Source organism: Thermoflexibacter ruber (genome assembly GCF_900113045.1).
Lineage (GTDB): Bacteria > Bacteroidota > Bacteroidia > Cytophagales > Thermoflexibacteraceae > Thermoflexibacter > Thermoflexibacter ruber.
Window position 1 is genome coordinate 24177 of the sequence record NZ_FONY01000002.1, and the last position, 20075, is coordinate 44251.

The following is a 20075-nucleotide window of genomic DNA, read 5'->3' on the forward strand; positions in this document are numbered from 1 at the left end:
AAACTAAAAATCTTGCTTTAACTCCCTCAAAATAGAAATAAAGCATTGTGGACAATTTACTTCTTGGCTATTTGTATAGTTTGCAAGCTATTATTTGCCTGATAATGAATAGTTAAGGTGCGACTAATCTGATGGAATACATCAATATTAGGATTTTTGGCAATATCCAAAAGGTAATATCCGAAAGAGCGGATATGGTGCGATTGCGTCCAAAATGCTTGCATCTGCTCAAAACTCTTTTGAATTACCTCCTCGTAAGGGAGTTCGCTCCCTATGCCTTTTGCCAAAAGATTAGCCCCTGCCACAAAACTCTCCACTTGGGTAGCTGTATTAGGATTCAACTGAATCAACCCTTGAAAGTAGTTGTATCCCCCTACGCTGTTTCTCTGATAAGAGCCTTCGTAATTTGCCAAGTCTTTGTGCTGACTTTTTAGGTGTGTTTGAGCCAAACTTGCCCAGTTGATATTTTCCTCATATTTAGAGAGATAAGTTGCCCAAAGGGGAGCGTATAGTTCCGCTCGCTTTTCTGCCACCTTACGTGCATCAAAATAATTCAAAAAGTTCATTCCTGCTCCTAACGCCTTGCCTATCAAGGTATTAATTTTTCTTGAAAGTACAGGTAAAAGCATGACAAATGCCTCATTAGGCACTTGGATTTGGAAAACATAAGAAATATTTTTGGTGTTGCCCAAAGTATTTTCAAGCTCAAGTGCGTATTTGTCAAACTCCTCTTCGGTTATTATCCCCCAAAGCACTGCCAAGTCTATGATTTGTAACAGTTCTTCTTTGTCTGTTTCGTTCTCAGTCTGCTCCCAAATCACTTGCAAGCCGTACTGAAATTCATGGGCTTTAGCAATATTTTCAAAAGAAAAATTAGGCATTTGTGCAGTAAAACTTACACCCCAATTCACTTTGTTTTTCCATTCCGTAGCCTTGTAGATACGCGTGCCTACAAATGAAACTTGTTGCTTTAACTGAGCATTTTGTCGTATAGACCATTCTACACTTTTGTTATCCTTACCTGCCAATGCTCCCCAACGCCCAAAATCCAAGCCTAACCCCCAAGCTACTCTTTTTTGGTAACGAGTTTCATGCAGATATTTTTCTATTTTAGCACCTTCTTTGTCTATCAAATTACTTAGCAAATCATTGATTTTGAAGAATAAAATATTTTGGTGGTTTTGTTCTAAAATAGACTGGCTCACTACGGCTTGTAAAAAAGCATCTTCACTTTTTAGTCTTTGGTATTCAAAAGAAAAGCCTAATTGCACCTTAGTTTGCGCGATATTTTTGACCAGTTCCAACACGCTTTTTTCTGTTTCCTCTATTTTTTGAGGAATCTGCTTGATGTCCATGCCTTGCGACAGTCCCAATCGCTTGATAATCACACCAACTGCCTGACGTTCAGCTTCATCAAGCCATTGGTCAGCTTTGATTTTTTCCCCAATTTCTTTGAGTTTATTCTCGGGCAAGTCAAAAATCCCTTCTATCATAGGGGCAAGCATTCGCATCACTTGGGCAGAATTTTGCAAACTTACTCCTATATTTAAGTCGGCTTTTGCTGAAATATTTTGGGCTACCGCTTTTGTCAAGCTAATTTTGTATTGATTATCAGCGATTTTACATATTACTAAGTTAAAATCGTCTTTGACTTCTATGCTAAAATCTGCTTCTGCTTTTGCTCCTAACTGGACTTTGATGCTTTCGTTGCTACCCAAAAGTTTCCCTAATTGGTTCAAACTTCCTGCAAAAATATCAGCCCATCTGACAGTAGCAGAAGTTTTGAACTTTCCCGCTACTTGCATAGAAACTGCCTCATTGATTTGCAAGTTATTTAGTACTTGACTTTTAGAAAAAATCACCACAAAGTCTTTTAGGTCTTGGAAAATCGCTTGGGGAAGGGTTTGGCTGTCAGTGTGGACTTTATAAGAATTGAAAATTATTTTTTTATCCACGTCAAAATTAATTCCTAACTGGCTGATTAGTTTGGGATTATCAATGTCTAAATGACTTTCTGAGGAATACGCTAACCATGCCTCTCCTTGCTTGGGAGCTAATAAGTTCCGCACATTAGCATCGCTGGGCTGTATCGTTTTATTATCGGCAAGGTCAAAAAGTCGGACTTGGAAATTGCTTAGTGCTTTGATAGGCAGTATTCCGTTTTCACCGAAAGAAAGTGGAGTATCCAAAGAAGCTTTTTTCAAAAGAGGCAGAGGTAAGTCTTTGTCTTTAAAGGTTTTACTGCTTAGTAAGCGGTCTATTTCTTCTGCGTTGATATGTTGTAACAGGTTCATGTTAGTTTTTAGTAGTTAAGTGTTTGGTGTTTAGTATTTTACTTTCAAAAGATAAAAAAATTACCTTACTTTTATTGAAGCATAAATTTACAAAAAATTACACCACATTGTTCAACTGTTCTTTCATTTTTTCTAACTCATCTTTCATCTGTACTACTAAGTGTTGAATCTGTGCGTCATTGGCTTTTGAACCAATGGTATTAATTTCTCTACCCATTTCTTGGGTAATGAAATTGAGTTTTTTTCCGTTAGAGATAGGTTCGTTAAGGGTTTCTAAAAAATAGTTGAGGTGGCTTTTAAGGCGAACCTTCTCCTCGTTGATGTCTAATCGCTCTACATAGTAAATGAGTTCTTGCTCAAAACGGTTAGCATCAAAATGTTCACTGCTGATAAAATCTTTGACTTGTTGGTGGAGTTTTTCGCGAATAGTAATCAATCTTTGCGGGTCAAACTTTTCTATTTCTGTTAGTAGCTTGGTAATTTTGTTTGTACAGTCTTTCATCATTTGAAGCATCACTTCTCCTTCTATACAGCGAAAATTATCACATTTTTTTAAAGCTACTAAAAAAGCCTCATATATTATTTGCCATTCCTCTTCGCTAACCGCTGCAACGGGAGAAACCGTATAAGCATCGGGCATCATCATTGCTAAGCGGAATAGGTCTTGCTCGTCTGCGCCTACTGCTTGGGCAGTAGCTTTCAAATCTTTGTAATATTGTCCTACTAAATCCTTGTTTACTACGGCTCTTTCTGCGGTATTTTTTTTATTGGTGTAAATCACTAAAAGATTGATTTTGCCACGTTCTAAGACTTTTCCGAGGTGGTTGCGTAGTTCTACTTCTTTTTCAGAAAGGGCATGGCTCACTTTTGAGGATATGTCTAAGCCCTTAGAGTTCAGGGATTTGATTTCTATAAGCAAATTCATGGATTCGTTGTCAATATTGACAGAGCCGAATCCTGTCATAGATTTTAGCATGAAAAAGTTTTTGAAGTTGTATTTTGGATAAAAAATTAAACAAAACCCGCAAGGTTATTGGAAAACCTTGCGGGTTAGTAAAGATAAAAAAATTGATTATTGTAATAGTTTCATAATATCTTCGTAAGTTTTGCTGGAACCAGGTCTGCTGGCATCTGGATTGACGATTTTCCCATTTTTGTCTATGAGCAAGTATCTTGGGATACCTTCAATCTGAAATTGATTTCGCATGATTTGCTCTTGACTTTCAGTGGGATACCAATGATAACCCTCCAGTTCAAAGTTTTCTATGCCTTCTTTCCATCTTTCCTCAGAATCTTTTACCACTATATACAGAAAAGCAACAGGTTGGTCTTTGAGTTTTTCATGTAATTTTTTAGAGTGAGGAAACTGCGCCCTGCAAGGTCCACACCAAGTTGCCCAGAAATCTACATAGACTACCTTGCCCTTGAACTCACTGATGACCTCAGAGAAAGATTTATCCGTGCCATCTGCCCTTTTAGGATTGATATAAACTATTTTTGCGCTTGACTCTATAGGATTACTCTTACTAATTTCAGAGTAGGAACTCATACTCACTAAAGCAAAGCACACTGCCACTAAAGCAAGTGCGACAATTTTAATAAGATTTTTTCTCATACATCTATGAAAGTTTATACAGTTAAACGAGAAAAATAGACCAAAGTTAGTTAAGAAAATTTAATGAGTCAAAATAGATTTTGCCTTTCAAAATCAGGTAGTTAGGTGTTTTTTTTTCACAAAACAAAAACAAATGTATAAAAAAAAATTTATTTGTCAATAAAAACGCCAATTAGTTTTTACTTGCCTTTGACTAAGGGCTTGCTCTCTAACCTTGTTGCTTCATCAAAAAGTGTCATTGCCTTTTGTACAATCGCATCTTCCTGATTCCAAACAGCAAAAGCCGCTTCGCTATCCCATACCATTCTCCCTATAAAAGCTTTGATATTATTTTTGATGTATTTTTTAGATTTTTCAAAGCCTTTTTCGTGATACTTAATGCTTTGCTTTTCACACATCTTAATAAATTTTTTAAGCATGTCATCGCTGACTTGGAAATCTCTCACATAGTTTCTGATACCCATGCTTAGCAATTTATTTTTGTGTTCGTTGGCATAGTCCAAAGCAAACTCTCTGATGATTTCATGCACAGTGCCGATGGTCTGAACAGTCAAGAAGTCACTGATATGGCTGGTATCCACCGCAACGAAATAATCAGGCATGATGCCTCCACCGCCATAGACTGTTCTTCCCTTAGAAGTTTTGTACTGCTGATTGCGGTCTATTCTGTTGCTATCGGCGTAGAAAAGTTCCCCATTGCTGTATCTTTTCTCTTCTTCTGCGTAGTACTCCTCGCGATGTCCCATGACGTAAGGCTTTTGGATAGAACGACCACTTGGGGTGTAATATCTTGAAATAGTGATTCTTAGCTCTGAGCCATCAGAAAGAGAAATAGGTCGCTGTACCAGACCTTTTCCAAAAGAACGTCTGCCTACGATTAAAGCTCTGTCATTGTCTTGTAATGCTCCTGCTACAATTTCTGAGGCAGATGCGCTCTCTTCGTCTATCAATAACACTACAGCCCCTTGCTCGAATATCCCTCTACTCTTAGTTTTGTATTTTTCATCATACTTGTCCAATTTGCCGTCAGTATAGACGATGAGTTTTTCTCCCCCCACTAATTCATCTACGATATTTACAGCCCTGTCCATGTATCCGCCTCCATTGTCGCGCAAGTCTATCATTACTTGCTTCATACCTTGTTTGAGCAGTTTTTCTAAAGCAGTCTTGAACTCATCGTAGGCAGTAGCCCCAAAGCGAGAAATTTTGATGTACCCTGTCTTGCTATCAAGCATGTAAGCGACATCTATGCTGTGTTGGGGAATTTTGGCTCTGGTAATGTTGAAAACAAGGGGGTTGGCTTCTCCCTTGCGCAGGACTGTGATTTTGACTTTTGTGCCTTTTTTCCCTCTGAGTCTGTCAAAAACTCCACGATTAGTCAGCCCTACCCCTGCAATGTTTTCATCATTGACTTTAATAATTTTATCCCCTGAGCGAAGTCCTGCCTGCTCGGAAGGACCGCCCCCAATGACTGTTTCTATGTGCAAGGTATCGTGGAAAATCTGGAAACTTACTCCAATACCTTCAAAATCACCGTCTAACTGTGTTCCCAGATATTCCATATCTTTGGCAGGAATGTAGGAGGTGTGAGGGTCTAATTTTTGTAACATTTGTTGTATAGCATGGTCGGTAAGTGCATTTAGATCAGTACTATCTACGTATTCGTTATTAATATGAGTAAGCACTTCTCTAAGTCTGCTTATGTTAGCATTAATATCGCCTTTGGACGTTTTTCCATCGCCAAACATTTTTGCACCTACGAAAATTCCTGCACATATTGCAATCGCCAGAATGATAGGCAATCTGACGTAGAAATTATTATGATTATTGCTCATGTTAGTCATCACAAAACTTTTAATTGTAGAAAGGTAAACGATTTTATAATCATTTTGGTTAAGCTAAAATAACTTTTTTATTGTTATATATCAAAAATAAGACAGTTTATTTTGCTATACCGTCCATTCTCCATTGGCTATCCACTGTATTTTTCCACCTACTTTGAGGAGATAAGTTCCCTGTTCGTCCAATTTGCCTTTCAGATATAGTTTGGAAGGTCTTGCGATTTCATAGCCCTGCTCTACAGAAATAGCTAAGTCTTTGCTTTGTAAAAAATTGTTTTTCAGTAGATAAGCTAATAAACAGGCATTAGCACTGCCTGTAGCGGCATCTTCCCTGACCATACCGTTTTCAGGGAGCAGCATTCTCGCATTGATTTGATTTTCTGAGAAATACGTTTCTCTTGAAAAAATAAAAAGCATAGTATGTACGCCTATGGGGCTATTGTCTTTGTGTAGTTGATTTTTAAGTAAGAAATTTTCATAACCTTCTAAATTCACTTTTACTTGCTTGACAGCTTGCAAGCTTTTTAGTGGGACTATCATGAAACCTATACCTGTGGAAACGACTTCCACAGGATAGTTTTCTTCTATATCATTTGGAGCTATGCCGAGCAGTTGGGCTAAGGCTTCCTTATCATAATTCCCACTGAAAGCGGGAGATTTGGCAGTGAGCCAAGCAATTTCCGATTGGTCTGTCTGGGGAACGAACTCCACAGGAATAGTGCCTACTTGGAGGTCTAAATCCAACTTTTCTGCCTTGCCTCCCAATAAGATTTCTTTGATGACCGTAGCCGTGCCAATAGTCGGGTGTCCTGCAAAAGGCATTTCATATTCTGGAGTAAAAATCTTGACCTTGAAGCCTTTATCCGTTGGGGTATTGCCTAAGACAAAGGTACTTTCTTGGAAATTGATTTCCTTAGTAATGGTCTGCATTTCTTGCTGGGAGAGTGTTTCTGCATTGAAAAACACAGCCAACTGGTTGCCTTGATATTTTTTTTCTGCAAAGACATCTACGATGTAAAAGGGTATTTTTTTCATTCTTGCTTATTGTTAGATGTTAGTTGTTAGCTAAATCTTGGGCTAAGATTTCTTTTTTCCAAAGTTCTTTGCCCTTGGTATCAAAAATAGTAATAGTGAGTTTGCGATTTTTCCTTTCTCCTGTAACTTGTAAAGTGGCAAAATTTCTTTCTCTTATCAAAGTATTTTCCACGCGGTTAGTATTGTTTTCTCTTGGATTGGCTGTACCAGAAGTAAGCGGGGAAACAGTTAAATCATACAAAGGATAGACTTTGTCGTTTTCTTTGAGCATGCTCAATTCGGTATGATGACGGTCGCCAGAGAGAAAAAATACTCCTTTTACCCCAGATTGGCGAATCAAGGAAAGTAATTTTTCGCGTTCCTCAGGGTAGGTAGCATAATTTTCAAAAACTTGGGCAGGATTGATTACCTGTCCGCCGATGACTACAAACTTGAAAGTAGCTTGGCTGTACGTCAAAGCATCTATGAGCCAGTTGATTTGTTGTTCTCCAAGGACTTCTCTTTTGCTTACGTGATTGTCATTGGGAGTGCGAAAATAGCGATTGTCTAAGAGGAAAAACTGCACATCTGCCCAGTAAAAAGTTCCGCAAATACCTTTGCCGTCCGTACCTACTCCATAGTTTGGATTGCCCCAAAAGAGTCTAAAAGCCTCAGTAGTAAGGTCTTTGAAAGCATAACCTCTATCGGCATCATTAGGTCCGAAATCGTGGTCGTCCCAAATAGCGTAGTGATGCACAGACCCAAGCAAAGGCTGAAGCTCTGGCAACGAACGAGCATGAGTATTTCTGTGTAAAATTCCAGAGCGGGAGTCATAATCCACCTCCCTCAAATAAATATTATCTCCTCCCCAAAGCATAAAATCGGGCTTTTTTTCATAAATAGAAGTAAAAATCTCATAGCTTCCTCCATAAGGCGTACCGGGTCTGTCGTATTTATCCTCGTTGATATAGGCACAACTTCCAAAAGCAAACTTAAAATCAGGAGGCTCTTTTCGCCAATTCCACAGTTCTTGGGTTTGGAAAGCTAAAGGATAATTTCTAATGGCTTTTTTTCCGTTAATAAATAACTCATATTCGTATTTTGTACTTGGCTCTAAATTATCTATGACTATTTTTGCAACAAAGGCATCTACCTTTTTGGTAACATAACTTTCTGATTGGTTTCGCTTTTGAGGCTGACTTTTTTCCCAGTACTCAAAATATACCGTAGCAGGCTCGCTGGTTTGTACCCAAAGCAATACCTCTCGCATGGCGGAATATCCTACCATAGGACCTGATTGCAAGAGGTTTTTTTGTGCAAAAATTAGCGGATTGGACAGAAAAATACTAAAAACAAAGAGAATGCTTAGTTTGAAATAATAATTTTGTTTCATTTTAATATAATTTTGTTGTTGAAAATTTAGATTCTTGTTTTTTGTTTGCAGGCTTCTTGTTACCAAAATTAATAAACCAGATATATAATAAATTAATTATGAATGATAAAAACATAGACTTTTACAAAAAGATAAACCTCGATAAGTTCAAGGAGTTTGCACGACTGATGGGTTTAGATACAAAAATAGACATTGATTTTATATATCCTTATATACAATCAGCAAAAATCTTAGTAGAGTTAGGCGCAGGTTATGGGAGGGTGATAGAGGCTCTCTTAGAGAAAGGCTTTCAAGGTCAAATAGTTGCTTTTGAGCGAGTTTCAGAATTGATGAACCACCTTAGGAGTCAATTTGATAATGAAAAATTTAACAGGAAAATAACACTCATAGAAGCTGATTTCAAGTACTATCCATTCCCAGAAAAAGTAGATGTGGTGCTTTGGCTTTGGTCTGGTTTTTTAGAATATTCTAAAATAGAGCAGATACAAAATGTAAAACGCATTTATGCCAATTTGACGGACAAGGGAGTATTAGTCATAGAAATTCCCATAGAGGTCAAGCACTTAGGTAAGCATGAAGACCATCAAATCATCAAAGTAGAAACAGAATGGGGGACAATAGAAGCCTATATGCCTCGCTATGAGGAACTTTTGGACTATGCGGCGCAAGCAGGTTTTGCAGGGGTAGAACGTCTTGACTATGCCACCACTACTAACTTAAAACGAGCTATTTATATTTTTAGAAAGTAGCTAAGGTAGGATTACGCTTCTTTTTCTTTTCCGTGCTTGTTTTTTACCAACTTATTTTCATTCATAAAATTAGATACTAACTTTGCAGACTTTACATATTTTTTGACAAAACTTACCTAATGATATATGTTACAGCTTTCATTTATTCGTGAAAATAAAGAACTGACTATTAAAGGATTACATAAAAAAAGAGTGAAAAATCCTGAGCAAATCATAGATGACTTGCTTGCCTTAGACAACAAGCGACGAGAAACACAAACAGAGAGAGATGGTGTACTGGCAAGGTCAAACTCAATTTCAAAGGAAATAGGGGGGCTGATGAAAGCAGGTAAAAAGGAAGAAGCTGAGGCAATGAAAGCAGAAACTTCTCTACTAAAAGCCAAAGAAAAAGAATTGACAGAACTGCTCAACGATTACGAGGCAAAGCTAACACAGATGCTCTATCAAATTCCGAACCTGCCTCACGAGACCGTACCCGAAGGAGCAGGTGCAGAGGACAATGAAGTAGTTTTTCTCTCACAAAATGCTCAAAATCTACCTGTTTTAGAGGGAAATCCTTTACCTCATTGGGATTTGATAAAAAAATATGACATTATAGATTTTGACTTAGGGGTAAAAATTTCAGGGGCAGGTTTTCCTGTTTACAAAGGCAAAGGAGCAAGATTACAACGTGCCTTGGTCAATTTTTTCTTAGATGAGGCTATCAAAGCAGGTTATACAGAAATTCAACCTCCTATCGTAGTGAACGAAGACTCAGGCTATGGCACAGGACAACTCCCTGATAAAGAGGGACAGATGTATTTTATCAATGCAGACGGTTTATATCTCATTCCTACTGCCGAAGTCCCTATTACCAATCTTTATCGCGATGTCATTGTCAAAGATGAAGACCTGCCCATCAAAAATGTGGGCTTTACGCCTTGTTTTAGGAGAGAGGCGGGTTCTTGGGGGGCGCATGTCAGAGGCTTAAATCGCTTGCATCAGTTTGACAAAGTGGAGATTGTGCAGATTACTAAGCCCGAAGATTCTTATAAGACTCACCAAGCAATGTGCGACTATGTAGCTGGTATTTTGGACAAGTTAGAGCTGCCTTATCGTATTTTGCGTCTTTGTGGAGGCGATATTAGCTTTAATGCTGCGCTCTGCCACGATTTTGAGGTGTATTCTGCTGCACAGCAACGCTGGTTAGAGGTAAGTTCTGTAAGCAACTTTGAAACCTTCCAAGCCAATCGCCTGAAACTAAGATATAAAGACGAAAACGGCAAAACTCAACTGCTTCATACCTTGAATGGGAGTGCTTTGGCGCTGCCGCGCATCTTGGCGGCTTTGTTAGAAAATAATCAAACAAACGAAGGCATCAAACTTCCTAAAATTATTCATGCTTATACAGGATTTGATATAATTAATTAATGCAAAAATAATTTTTTATTTCAATAATAATTTATAATTTTGTTATTTAAAATTGTAAAAAATATGACAACTTGGTTTCTTTGCACTATCCAATATATTAAAATATTAGAAAACGATAAGGCTAAAAACGTAAGTGAGCAGTATTTGGTTGATGCAGTGTCTTTTACAGATGCCGAAACTCGCCTTTACCGCAGTTTAAGCAGCGCGATTAAAGACTTCATTATTACGCGAGTAAGCAAGACCAACTACATAGATGTTTTCAACTACGAAGATTGCGAAACATGGTACAAGTGCAAAATTTCCTATTTAGATGTAGATGAGCATAGTGGCAAAGAAAAACGGGTCAGCAAATATATGCTCATAGCCGCCCCTAACCCAAGAGAGGCTTATGACCGTTTGCAAGCGCAACTTAGCACTTGGGTAATTCCTTTTGAAATTACAGACATCAATCTCAGCCCTATTTTGGAGGTAATTCCTTATGTATCAGGAGAGGAATTATTAGAAAATACCAACTTGAAGCCTATCAAGCAAATCGCAGGAGCTACCGAAGCTGACTATGAGAAAGCGGAATTGGAAGCAGAAATAGAGGAAGAAATCGTAGAAGAGGAGGAAATCATAGATGATGAAACAGGAGAGATTATAGAAGACAGCACCGAAGCCTAACCTTTTATTTTATTGGGTTTTATTGATAAAAATTTGTATTTTAATATGAATTTTTCAAAAGATTATTTTTATCTTGCAAGAAATATACCTTATTAAATTAAAATAAATAGATTACAAAGGTCTATTTACGAATATATTATCAATTTACCCCTTAGAAAATGAACGTTAGTAAAGTAGTTATTAGTGGAATAACTATACTTTTTTGTTGTACTCTTTATGCTCCTCTTATAGCACAAAATGAAAGAGGTTTTGTGAGTGGTGCGGCAATGAATAGCCCTTCAAGCCATCGTAGCTTTACAGAACTCATAGACGGGGCTTACCAAAGTTTAAGTATTAAGAACTACGAAAAGGCTTACCTTGAGTTTAAACTTGCCTTCCAAGATGCCAATATCGCTAAGTACCGCAATGCCGATGATGTCAATTGGCAAGCTATCAATAATGATTTTGGGGTAGTATGTGATACTTTGGGAACGCGTCTGCTAAGCACAGAGAGGCACGTAGAGGCGATTAGATATTTTGTAGAAGCAACAACGCCTTACCTAAGAGCTGATAACCAAGAAGCTGTGTTTGATATTACTAAAAAAATGGCACAGATTAGCCTTGCCACTAATCCCGCTCCTGAAAAATACGACAATGCTATCAAGAAATATCAAGATTTTCTCACTTTCAGACGCATCAAAGATATAGATTTGATAGCACAAGCCCACTATGAAATTGCAGTCTTGTACTTAGAAAAAGGAGAAAAGGAGAAAAGCATAAGTTTTTTGCAAGAAAGCATAAAAAACTTTGAGAAAGAGGAAGAGAAAATAGCCATTTATAAAAAGTTAGCTAATTTTTACAAATATTTAAAAGAACAAAAAGGTTATTCTAATCTCATCTACGAAGAAGCGACCAATTTCCTCAAAGAAGAAATAGATAAAACTCTTGACCACGAACTAAAAGCAAATCTTTACCTGATTAAAGCAGATTTTGAACTCAAAAGAGGCAAAAGTGGGAGTTTTTACAAAGATTACACCTCTGCCATTAACCTTTTCCAAGAGGACAATAACCCACTCGGGGCGGCAAATACTTGCATCAAAGCTGCTCAGACACTCTACGAAGCGGCAGAGTACTCCAAAGCCAAAGCCTATCTTGAAGAAGGTAAAAAGCTGATTACCACCATGAAAAATAAGAATCACCCTGACGTAAAGCATACAACTATGCTTCTCCAAGATATGCTCGAGGACGTACAACGCAGGGAAAAGTTAGAAACTATTGAGGGAAAGGCTGGCACGCTTGACGAGCAGTTAGAGGAACAGCAAAGACAGTTTTTGACTATTATTTCTCTGGTGCTGATGTCTGCTTTGGTGTTTGTAGGGATTAGCTTTTACAATGCTCGCAAGAACAATAAGTTATTGCATAGGAAAAACATAGAAATTTATTTCCAAAAAGAGCAAATTTCCCAACAGCACAATAACATCGTCAAGCAGAAAGATGAGTTAGAAACCTCTTATAGGAATATTAGCTTGCTGAGTGAAATTGGTCAGAAAATTACCGCTACCTTAGACATTGATTCTGTGGTACATTTGGTACATGAGTGTTTCAGTGGACTGGTAAGCACAGATATTTTTGCAGTGGGCGTATATAATCCTACGATAGAAAGAGTAAATTTTATTTATCATGTAGAAAATGGAACTGAACTTGCTGAGCATGGTATCAATCTACAAAGGCAAGAAAATCAGTTCCTTGCTAAATGTCTCAAAAGTGGGAGAGAATTAGTCCTCTCAGATGAAGAAAAAGAGATTAAGTCCCAGTTATTTCTGCCTTTGTCTGCCAATAACAAGGTTACAGGCATAATTACTGTGCAAAGCAAAAAAGCCAATGCCTACTCCAAAAGAGATTTGAATCTACTCAAAGCCTTAGCTTCCTATACTTCGGTTGCCCTTGCCAATGCCAATGCCTACCAAATCATTGAAAACAAAAATAAGCACATTACCGACAGCCTACGCTACGGCAAGACTATCCAACAAGCGCTTCTGCCAAGTAAGGAAAAACTGGAAAGCGTATTCAAAGAGAGTTTTATTTTTTTCCGTCCCAAAGACATTGTTTCAGGAGATTTTTATTGGTTTTCAACAGTTTATAATAAAAATATAGTGGCGGCTGTGGACTGTACAGGGCATGGTGTACCCGGCGCATTTATGAGTATGATAGGGCATACCTTGCTCAATGAGATAGTCAATCAGAACAAAATTACTGACCCTGCCCAAATTTTAGGATTACTGCACGCCAATATTCGTAAAGCCTTGAACCAAAGTGCAGAAAGTGGCAATGCCAATGATGATGGCATGGATGCGGCTATTTGTGTGATAGAATCTATCTCTGACGAGCAGACCAAAGTAACTTTTGCTGGAGCAAAGCGTCCTTTGGTCTGTATCCCGTATCCTCATACAGAAATTAAGCATATTAGGGGGGACAGGAAATCCATAGGCGGTTTGCAAAAAGAAGAATACAGGGTTTTTAATAATCACGAATTGATACTGAACAAAAATAGCCTTATTTATCTATTTACTGATGGTTTTCCAGACCAGAATGGCATAGACAAGGGTAGCTTTAGCACTAAACGCTTTGAAAACCTGCTTTTACAACACGCCTCTGAACCTTTGGCGAGCCAAAAAGAAATACTGCGCAGGGAGTTAGCACATCACCAGCAAGAGGCAGAGCAGAGAGATGATATGACTATTATTGGGATTAGGGTGTGAGGTGCTAAAATCCCAATTTTCTAAAGTTTGGAATCATACTCAATCAAAATACTCTGTTCCCTCTTTGTCTATGTAGCCATATAGTTTGTTGAAAACCACTTTTGCCAAGCCTTTCTGAAAGTCATAAATCTGTAAGTATTTGGCAGGTATAACTTCTATGCCTTTGCTATCTATGCACCCCCACTTGCCGCTGATTTTGACGGCAAACAAGTTCTCGCCTATGTATTTTAAATCATCATAGCGATATTCAGTAATTTCCTTCCCGTTGCTACTCAACAAGCCCCATTTTTTACTCATTACTCCTGAGAAACCATTTTTGAACGAGGTTGCCATGTTGAACTTAAACGGAATGAATAACCTGCCTGTTTTGTCTATGTAACCCCACTTGTCATTGCTTTTGACTGCGGCAAAACCTTCGCTGAAGTCCAGTACTTCGTTGTAGGCTGGTGGGACTATTTCCTTGCCTTGCTTGTCCACGAAACCCCACATTCCCCCAGACTTTACCGCTCCCAGCCCCTCACTGAAATTTCTTGCCTCTTCGTATTTAGGTTCTATTATTTCATTGCCTAACTTGTCAATGTACCCCCACATATCATTATTTTTGACTGCGGCAATGCCTTCTTTGAAATCTAAGGCGGCTTGGTAAAAATAGCCACTGCCAATTTCTCTGCCTTGTTTGTTCAGGTAGCCCATTTTCCCACTAAAATTTACTACTACCAACCCCTCGTTGCAGTCCCCAACATAGTCGTACTGACTTCCTACTACCTCTACACCTTGTATATTGAGTAGTCCCCATTTGCCTTTGAGTTGGAAAGCGGCTAAACCTTCTTTGAAGTCCCTAACTTTGTCATACTTAACAGGTACTATCACTTTGGATTCTTTGTTAATAAAGCCTTCTTTTTGGTTTTGCCTTACTTTGGCAAGTCCATTGCTGAAGGAGCTAACCGTATCGTATCTCAACGAAATCGTAGCAATACCTTGCTGATTGACGAATCCCCAGCGATTATCTAATTTGACAGCTCCTCTATCTTCTGAAAAAGGTTGAACCTCATCATACCCCCAGTGTACTATCCATTCTCTTTGCTTATTCATGTACCCCCATTCTTTTCCTTTGCGTGCAGGGTAGAGTTCCATGTTTTTTACATTTGCATTTTTTTGCGCAGCAGAGGGTTGGGTAATAAGTAGAATAAAAGAAAATAAAAACATCAAAAAATAAGCTGATAAATAGCGTAGGAAAAAAAACAAAAAGTTGATAATTTTCGCCATGTTTTTTTTTTGTTTACATTTTTGTATAAATTTAAGAGAAAATCAAGGAGGTATTTATTACTTTTATAGACTTTTACTTAAATCAACATGAAGACGTTACTAACGCAGTATTGTAAATTCACGATATTTTTTAGCTGTATCCTTTTCCTATGCTTTCATTCTCCTATCTTCGCACAGAGCGACCTGAGTGCTTTTACCGCTACAGGACGCGGTGTAGCTACTACCTTTACTACTGACTATCAGACTATTGGTATCAATCCCGCCAATTTGGGTTTTCGCCGTAGCTTCCGCGACCCTTTGCTAACCATAGGCTTTTTTGAGCAAAGTAGCTCGTTTTTTTCTGGTGCGCTTAGTCGTGGAGATATAATTAAAACCGTATTGAACCCTTCTGATTTTAACTTCTCCTTAGAAGAGAAAGCAAGAGCCGTTCCAAAGTTACAAAACCGAGCTCTTGCGGCAAGTATAGATTTTATGATTGTGGGAGTGGGACTAAGCATTCCAAAAGTTGGAGGTTTTGCATTTAGTATGCGAGATAAGATTCAATTTTTTACTCGTTTAAATCCTACCGTAACAGAGATAGCTTTTTTAGGACACAACGCAAGCTATTTCCCCGAAGTGGAACTTTCTAATGGAAGAATTATACCTAATAGTCCCAATCTCCCAGATAGAATCAGAGAGCAAGTAGTCGGTGGGGGCTTCTACAACAATCCGCAAAATGCTAAAAGCTACGGGGAGATACTTAATGACTCGCGTCTATCTGCCGCTTGGTACAGAGAATACAATTTTAGCTATGGCACAAAAATCATAGACCAATACAATTTAGCCGTTCACATTGGGGGAGGAGTAAAACTGCTTAGAGGGATTGCTTTAATAGACCTTTTGGCTGAGAACAACCAATTAGTCCAAGATAATATTTCTCTTTCTCCTACTTTTGGGCTTACCTTTGGAGAAGACCCTGACAAACCTACCGCTCCCGGATTTATCAATCCCGAAGTCGGAGCCTCGAGATTCAGGAAATACCTCGCTGCAACACCCGTAGGTACAGGAGTAGGTTTTGATATGGGGATAAACTTTGTTATCAAAAAAAATCTCTATTTTGGGGCTGCTCTGACCAACATAGGTTCTATTAACTGGACAGGGAATGCCTACAAGTTAAGCAATGGAAGACTGGAACAGATAGAAGGCTCAGGATTAAATACTTATAATATATTTGCCGCTTCAGAGGAAAATATACGTTTTGGTGGAGATAAGTCCCTGTTCCAACTCAATGGGGTGAATGAAATACGCACCCAGCTGCCAAGTACCCTGCGTATTGGCGGTAGTTATGAGTATTTTCGCACGTTTCATATAGGTTTTGATGTTATCGTGCCTCTCAATGATGTTTCAGGAAACTTTAATGAAGTGTGGTACGGTATAGGAGGCGACTGGCGCGTCAATCGTTGGTTCAAGTTTTCCATGGGCTTCAATACAGGCGGGAATCAAGGCAACAAGGTCAATATCCCAATGGGCATTACCTATAACGGAAGTCGCCGTTGGTATGAAATGGGCATTGCGACACGCGATATTTCTTCTTATGTTGCAAGTAATTTTGCAGGGGGAACGACTGTATCTTTCGCTTCTGGTTTTCTTAGGTTCAAAATCAATGAGATTAGGTTGAGGAAAGCGAGATAGGTTTTCGTGTTATTAATGACAGACGCTACCCTATGTATATTAGGTTACTTTGGCTTTTCGTAGTATGCGAGAGAAAAGTTGAGGGAAGAGTCTTTTGAGATAAACTGCATAAATTTCTCTACCTCCTATATATACTTCTTCTCTGTCTGCTAAGATAGCTTTGATGATTTTCTCAGCACATTTTTCTGCACTCATACCTTTAGCTTGGGCATCGTCCATTTTGTTTTGTTTGTCGCCTTTGGCGGTAAGGGCATTGATAGAAACCTGCGTTTTGATAAATCCCGGACACACGATTAGCACTTTTAAGTTTTCTTGCCAACACTCGGCTCTTAAAGAATCAAAAAAACCATGCAACGCGTGCTTAGCCGCTGCATAAGCAGACCTAAGTGGCGTTCCAAATTTGCCTACTAAGCTCGTAATGACCACTATTTTTCCTGATTTTCTTTGGAGCATCAAAGGCAGTACTGCTTTGGTAAGGGCAAGCGTTCCAAAATAGTCTATTTCCATGATTCGCCTATCTACCGCTAAGTCTGTATCCTTTGCCAAAGAGCGTTGGCTGATGCCTCCGTTGTTTATCAAAATGTCTATGTGAGCAAAATGCGCAATAGCTTGGGCTACTTTTTCTGGAAATTCTGCTTGCTTTTCCAAATCTAAGGGAAGCACCAAAATATCCCCGTCTGCTCTTTGACAAGCACTTTTTACCCTGAAAAGTTCCTCTTCTCTACGAGCAGAAAGGATTAGCTTAGCACCTTTCCGAGCCAAACTATACGCTAAGGCTTCTCCTATTCCTGAGGAAGCACCTGTAATCCATATTACCTGCCCTTGCATCATACTTTATTTATTGCGAAGGTTAATCTCGTCGCGAATTTTGGCTGCCTTTTCGTAGTTCTCTTCCGCTAAGGCTTCTTGCAGTAGTTCCTCTAACTCCTCGGTAGAGTATTCCTTCAAACTGCCAGAGGAGGAAGCCTTTTTCTCGCTTTTGCGTTTGGGAGCGTCCTCTTCCTCATCAGAAAGCACAATACCCGCCTCAGAAAGGATATGCTCATAGGTATAAATAGGCACGTTGAAACGCAAACCAATAGCAATAGCATCAGAAGGACGAGAATCTATTTCAATACGTCTATAAGAATTATTGGAGGAGCAGATAATCTTGGCAAAAAACACGCCTTCGCGTAGGTCTGAAATGATAATCTCGTGAATATTGTAATTAAAGGCTTCGGCAAACGACTTAAAGAGGTCGTGTGTCATAGGACGATTGGAGGTAATTTTTTCTAACTCAATCGCAATCGCCTGTGCCTCAAACATTCCTATAATGATTGGTAAGCGGCGATTCCTACCTTCCTCGCCCAGTACCAAAGCAAAAGAACCTTGTTGTGATTGACTTGATGAAAGCCCAAGTATTTCTAATCTAATTTTTTCCACAGCGATATATGCTTATTCGTCTATTTGACTTTGATAAAATGACAGCAAAGTTATAAAAATTATTAAAATACAACAATTTTTTAGAATAGATACGGATAGTTGATAGAAAAACTTTAGATACAGACTTTTAAGCAATAATTTATTGTTAAGCAAAAAAAATATATATTTATGAACTAAAAAAGTTTTGAGTTATGCAATTAAATACTATTACTTTGACAGTTAAACTTCAAATAAGACCCTTAGGGGATAAAGAAGCCCAAAACGAAGTTTGGAGAAATCTGAGAAATATCAATAGAGATGTTTTCAAAGCCGCTAACCTTCTCATGTCCCACCTGCACTTTGTAGAAGCCTTTGAGCATCAATTTATGCAGACGGATAGAATTCTGGAAAAAGAAATGCTTGATAGGGAGAATAAAAAGAAAAATAAAAAACTCAATGCTCAGCAAATAGAAACCATAGCACAAGAAATCGCAGAAATCAAACAAAAGCGCAAAGAACTTAAAATAGAAGTTGCAGAAAAAGTAAAAATCTTTTACAATGGAAAAAATGAAAGTTTTGCATATAATTTTATACGCCATGAATACCCTCAAATCCCCTCTTATTCTGTAAGTATTCTTGTTAAGACAGTACAAAATAAGTTTAAAGAAGAATGGAAGGAGGTAAAAAAAGGAGAAAAATCCATTAGTAACTTTAAAAAGACGATACCTATTCCTATTGATGATAAACAAATCGCTAATACAGATAAGGGAAAGAAACTTTGTTACATAAAAAAAGAAGGAGAAAAGTTTGTTTGGGAGTTAAATTCTCTGGAAGCAAAGTTTGAAATTGTTACAGGAAAATACAAGCAGTCAAAATATATGGGAGAAGATAAAAATAAGCGCACTACTTTGGAAAGAGTGATGAATTTTGAATACAAAGTAGCAGACTCGTCCCTAAAGATAGAAGAAAATAAAATCTTCTTGTTGCTCGTTTGTAAGATTCCCCAACAGCAAGCTACCAGCCTACCCAATGTTAGTATAGGAGTCGACTTAGGCATTCGTACTCCCGCTTGTATTGCCTGTAATGATGGACTACGAGTAATTTCACTTGGTTCAAAACAAGATTTTTTAGCCATAAGGCAAAGGTTTTACGAGCATAGGAAAAGACTACAAAAAAGCCTTGCTATGACCAAAGGAGGAAAAGGAAGAGAAAAAAAACTCAAAGCCCTTGAAAAACTGAGAAAAGCAGAAAGAAATTGGGTAAGAACTTATAATCATACTTTAAGCAAAAAAATTATTCATTTTGCCATCCAATGTAGAGCAAGTAGGATACAGATAGAATTGTTAGAAGGCTTTGGCAGGAACGAAAATAAGGTAGATGAAAAAGGAAATTATTTATTGGGCAAATGGAGTTATTACGAGCTTCAAAATATGATAAAGCAAAAAGCAGAACAGTACAAACTTGTAGTTACAACTATAGACCCTTATCATACCAGCAAGACCTGTCATGTGTGCGGAGAATTGGGGTATAGGAAGGGAGCAGACTTTTTCTGCCAAAATGAACGATGTAAAGAATATCAAAAAAGACAGAATGCCGACCACAATGCCGCTTTCAATATTGCTAAAAGTACGACTTTTGTTGCTAAAAAAGAGGATTGTACTTATTTCAAGTTGGAGCAAGAAAAAAAGAGTAAAAAAGAAGAAGAATAATTAGAAAAATTGTATCTTTGTTCTAACTACATCATAGATGTATTCTATCAGAAAGAGATAGACGCTTCGGGTGCTTGTGTAGGTCTTCCTCCTCATAAGAGGAAGTTTGTTGGCGAAACAACCCTAAGCCTATACCGATAAGGTAGCAGGCTCATCCGTAGGCGGGGAGAAAGCATTAGATTTATAATGCATATTCTACCTTTGCAATATACTTTCAAATCTTTTTTTAACAAAAAAAATGCTCTTTGACATAACGCTTGAGGTCAAAATCCTTCAGTTTTTTTGTTAAAAACTATAAATAAGCTGCTGTT

The 20075-nt window shown here is 38.1% G+C and carries 16 protein-coding genes; 7 read left to right on the forward strand and 9 right to left on the reverse strand.

The genetic code is table 11. The features are described 5' to 3' along the window. Window positions 1-56: 56 nt before the first annotated feature. The 6 genes from BM141_RS01205 to BM141_RS01230 all read right to left on the reverse strand — a co-directional run bounded on the left by BM141_RS01205 (window position 57) and on the right by BM141_RS01230 (window position 8157). Window positions 57-2294: a hypothetical protein gene (locus BM141_RS01205; RefSeq protein ID WP_091538633.1), complete on the reverse strand. Its 2238-nt coding sequence runs from the start codon at window positions 2292-2294 to the stop codon at window positions 57-59. A gap of 97 nt (window positions 2295-2391) precedes the next feature. Beyond that, window positions 2392-3258, reverse strand: a complete 867-nt coding sequence (locus tag BM141_RS01210; protein ID WP_245763955.1) for a YicC/YloC family endoribonuclease — start codon at window positions 3256-3258, stop codon at window positions 2392-2394. A gap of 108 nt (window positions 3259-3366) precedes the next feature. After that, a complete protein-coding gene (locus BM141_RS01215) occupies window positions 3367-3909 on the reverse strand; it encodes a TlpA family protein disulfide reductase (RefSeq protein ID WP_091538639.1) in 543 nt (180 codons plus the stop codon). 179 nt (window positions 3910-4088) lie between these two features. After that, window positions 4089-5744, reverse strand: a complete 1656-nt coding sequence (locus BM141_RS01220; RefSeq protein ID WP_091538642.1) for a S41 family peptidase — start codon at window positions 5742-5744, stop codon at window positions 4089-4091. A gap of 114 nt (window positions 5745-5858) precedes the next feature. Further along, window positions 5859-6785 (reverse strand): PhzF family phenazine biosynthesis protein, encoded by a 927-nt coding sequence (locus BM141_RS01225; protein WP_091538645.1) that lies wholly within the window; start codon window positions 6783-6785, stop codon window positions 5859-5861. A gap of 19 nt (window positions 6786-6804) precedes the next feature. Further along, window positions 6805-8157 carry an alkaline phosphatase D family protein gene (locus BM141_RS01230; RefSeq protein ID WP_091538648.1) on the reverse strand — a complete coding sequence of 451 codons (1353 nt, stop codon included), beginning with the start codon at window positions 8155-8157 and terminating at the stop codon, window positions 6805-6807. 98 nt (window positions 8158-8255) lie between these two features. On the opposite strand from BM141_RS01230, the gene BM141_RS01235 reads away from it, so the two are divergent. The 4 genes from BM141_RS01235 to BM141_RS01250 all read left to right on the forward strand — a co-directional run bounded on the left by BM141_RS01235 (window position 8256) and on the right by BM141_RS01250 (window position 13717). Further along, the gene (locus BM141_RS01235; RefSeq protein WP_091538651.1) at window positions 8256-8906 is read left to right on the forward strand and encodes a class I SAM-dependent methyltransferase; all 651 of its coding nucleotides are present in this window, start codon (window positions 8256-8258) and stop codon (window positions 8904-8906) included. Window positions 8907-9032: 126 nt separating this feature from the next. Next, entirely contained in the window at window positions 9033-10316 is a 1284-nt protein-coding gene (serS, locus tag BM141_RS01240; protein ID WP_091538654.1) for a serine--tRNA ligase, read from the forward strand. Between the two features lie 63 nt (window positions 10317-10379). After that, window positions 10380-10979 carry a DUF4494 domain-containing protein gene (locus BM141_RS01245; protein WP_091538657.1) on the forward strand — a complete coding sequence of 200 codons (600 nt, stop codon included), beginning with the start codon at window positions 10380-10382 and terminating at the stop codon, window positions 10977-10979. Between the two features lie 158 nt (window positions 10980-11137). Beyond that, window positions 11138-13717 (forward strand): SpoIIE family protein phosphatase, encoded by a 2580-nt coding sequence (locus BM141_RS01250; protein ID WP_091538660.1) that lies wholly within the window; start codon window positions 11138-11140, stop codon window positions 13715-13717. A 39-nt stretch (window positions 13718-13756) separates the two neighbouring features. Here BM141_RS01250 and BM141_RS01255 read toward each other — a convergent pair whose 3' ends face one another. Continuing rightward, on the reverse strand, window positions 13757-14983 hold the full coding sequence (locus BM141_RS01255; RefSeq protein ID WP_091538663.1) for a WG repeat-containing protein: 1227 nt from the start codon (window positions 14981-14983) through the stop codon (window positions 13757-13759). An 87-nt stretch (window positions 14984-15070) separates the two neighbouring features. Between BM141_RS01255 and BM141_RS01260 the strand changes: the two genes are divergently transcribed. Beyond that, on the forward strand, window positions 15071-16654 hold the full coding sequence (locus BM141_RS01260; RefSeq protein WP_091538667.1) for a DUF5723 family protein: 1584 nt from the start codon (window positions 15071-15073) through the stop codon (window positions 16652-16654). 39 nt (window positions 16655-16693) lie between these two features. Here the strand turns inward: BM141_RS01260 and BM141_RS01265 are convergent, their stop codons facing one another. Together BM141_RS01265 and BM141_RS01270 are read right to left on the reverse strand one after the other, a co-directional pair. Next, on the reverse strand, window positions 16694-17485 hold the full coding sequence (locus tag BM141_RS01265) for an SDR family oxidoreductase (protein ID WP_317039421.1): 792 nt from the start codon (window positions 17483-17485) through the stop codon (window positions 16694-16696). Between the two features lie 3 nt (window positions 17486-17488). Next, complete coding sequence (locus BM141_RS01270) at window positions 17489-18076, reverse strand: bifunctional nuclease family protein (protein ID WP_091538671.1); 588 nt, start codon at window positions 18074-18076, stop codon at window positions 17489-17491. Between the two features lie 191 nt (window positions 18077-18267). On the opposite strand from BM141_RS01270, the gene BM141_RS01275 reads away from it, so the two are divergent. Together BM141_RS01275 and BM141_RS23605 are read left to right on the forward strand one after the other, a co-directional pair. Next, entirely contained in the window at window positions 18268-19764 is a 1497-nt protein-coding gene (locus BM141_RS01275) for an RNA-guided endonuclease TnpB family protein (protein ID WP_091538674.1), read from the forward strand. A gap of 9 nt (window positions 19765-19773) precedes the next feature. Next, the gene (locus tag BM141_RS23605) at window positions 19774-19905 is read left to right on the forward strand and encodes a hypothetical protein (protein ID WP_262509442.1); all 132 of its coding nucleotides are present in this window, start codon (window positions 19774-19776) and stop codon (window positions 19903-19905) included. Window positions 19906-20075 lie beyond the last annotated feature (170 nt).

Coding starts and splice junctions, on each gene's coding strand:
- BM141_RS01215 (WP_091538639.1), bottom strand. CDS start 3,909: ATGAGAAAAAATCTTATTAAAATTGTCGCACTTGCTTTAGTGGCAGTG.
- BM141_RS01210 (WP_245763955.1), bottom strand. CDS start 3,258: ATGACAGGATTCGGCTCTGTCAATATTGACAACGAATCCATGAATTTG.
- BM141_RS01205 (WP_091538633.1), bottom strand. CDS start 2,294: ATGAACCTGTTACAACATATCAACGCAGAAGAAATAGACCGCTTACTA.
- BM141_RS01250 (WP_091538660.1), top strand. CDS start 11,138: ATGAACGTTAGTAAAGTAGTTATTAGTGGAATAACTATACTTTTTTGT.
- BM141_RS01255 (WP_091538663.1), bottom strand. CDS start 14,983: ATGGCGAAAATTATCAACTTTTTGTTTTTTTTCCTACGCTATTTATCA.
- BM141_RS01245 (WP_091538657.1), top strand. CDS start 10,380: ATGACAACTTGGTTTCTTTGCACTATCCAATATATTAAAATATTAGAA.
- BM141_RS01260 (WP_091538667.1), top strand. CDS start 15,071: ATGAAGACGTTACTAACGCAGTATTGTAAATTCACGATATTTTTTAGC.
- BM141_RS01235 (WP_091538651.1), top strand. CDS start 8,256: ATGAATGATAAAAACATAGACTTTTACAAAAAGATAAACCTCGATAAG.
- serS (WP_091538654.1), top strand. CDS start 9,033: ATGTTACAGCTTTCATTTATTCGTGAAAATAAAGAACTGACTATTAAA.
- BM141_RS01275 (WP_091538674.1), top strand. CDS start 18,268: ATGCAATTAAATACTATTACTTTGACAGTTAAACTTCAAATAAGACCC.
- BM141_RS01225 (WP_091538645.1), bottom strand. CDS start 6,785: ATGAAAAAAATACCCTTTTACATCGTAGATGTCTTTGCAGAAAAAAAA.
- BM141_RS01220 (WP_091538642.1), bottom strand. CDS start 5,744: ATGAGCAATAATCATAATAATTTCTACGTCAGATTGCCTATCATTCTG.
- BM141_RS01265 (WP_317039421.1), bottom strand. CDS start 17,485: ATGATGCAAGGGCAGGTAATATGGATTACAGGTGCTTCCTCAGGAATA.
- BM141_RS01230 (WP_091538648.1), bottom strand. CDS start 8,157: ATGAAACAAAATTATTATTTCAAACTAAGCATTCTCTTTGTTTTTAGT.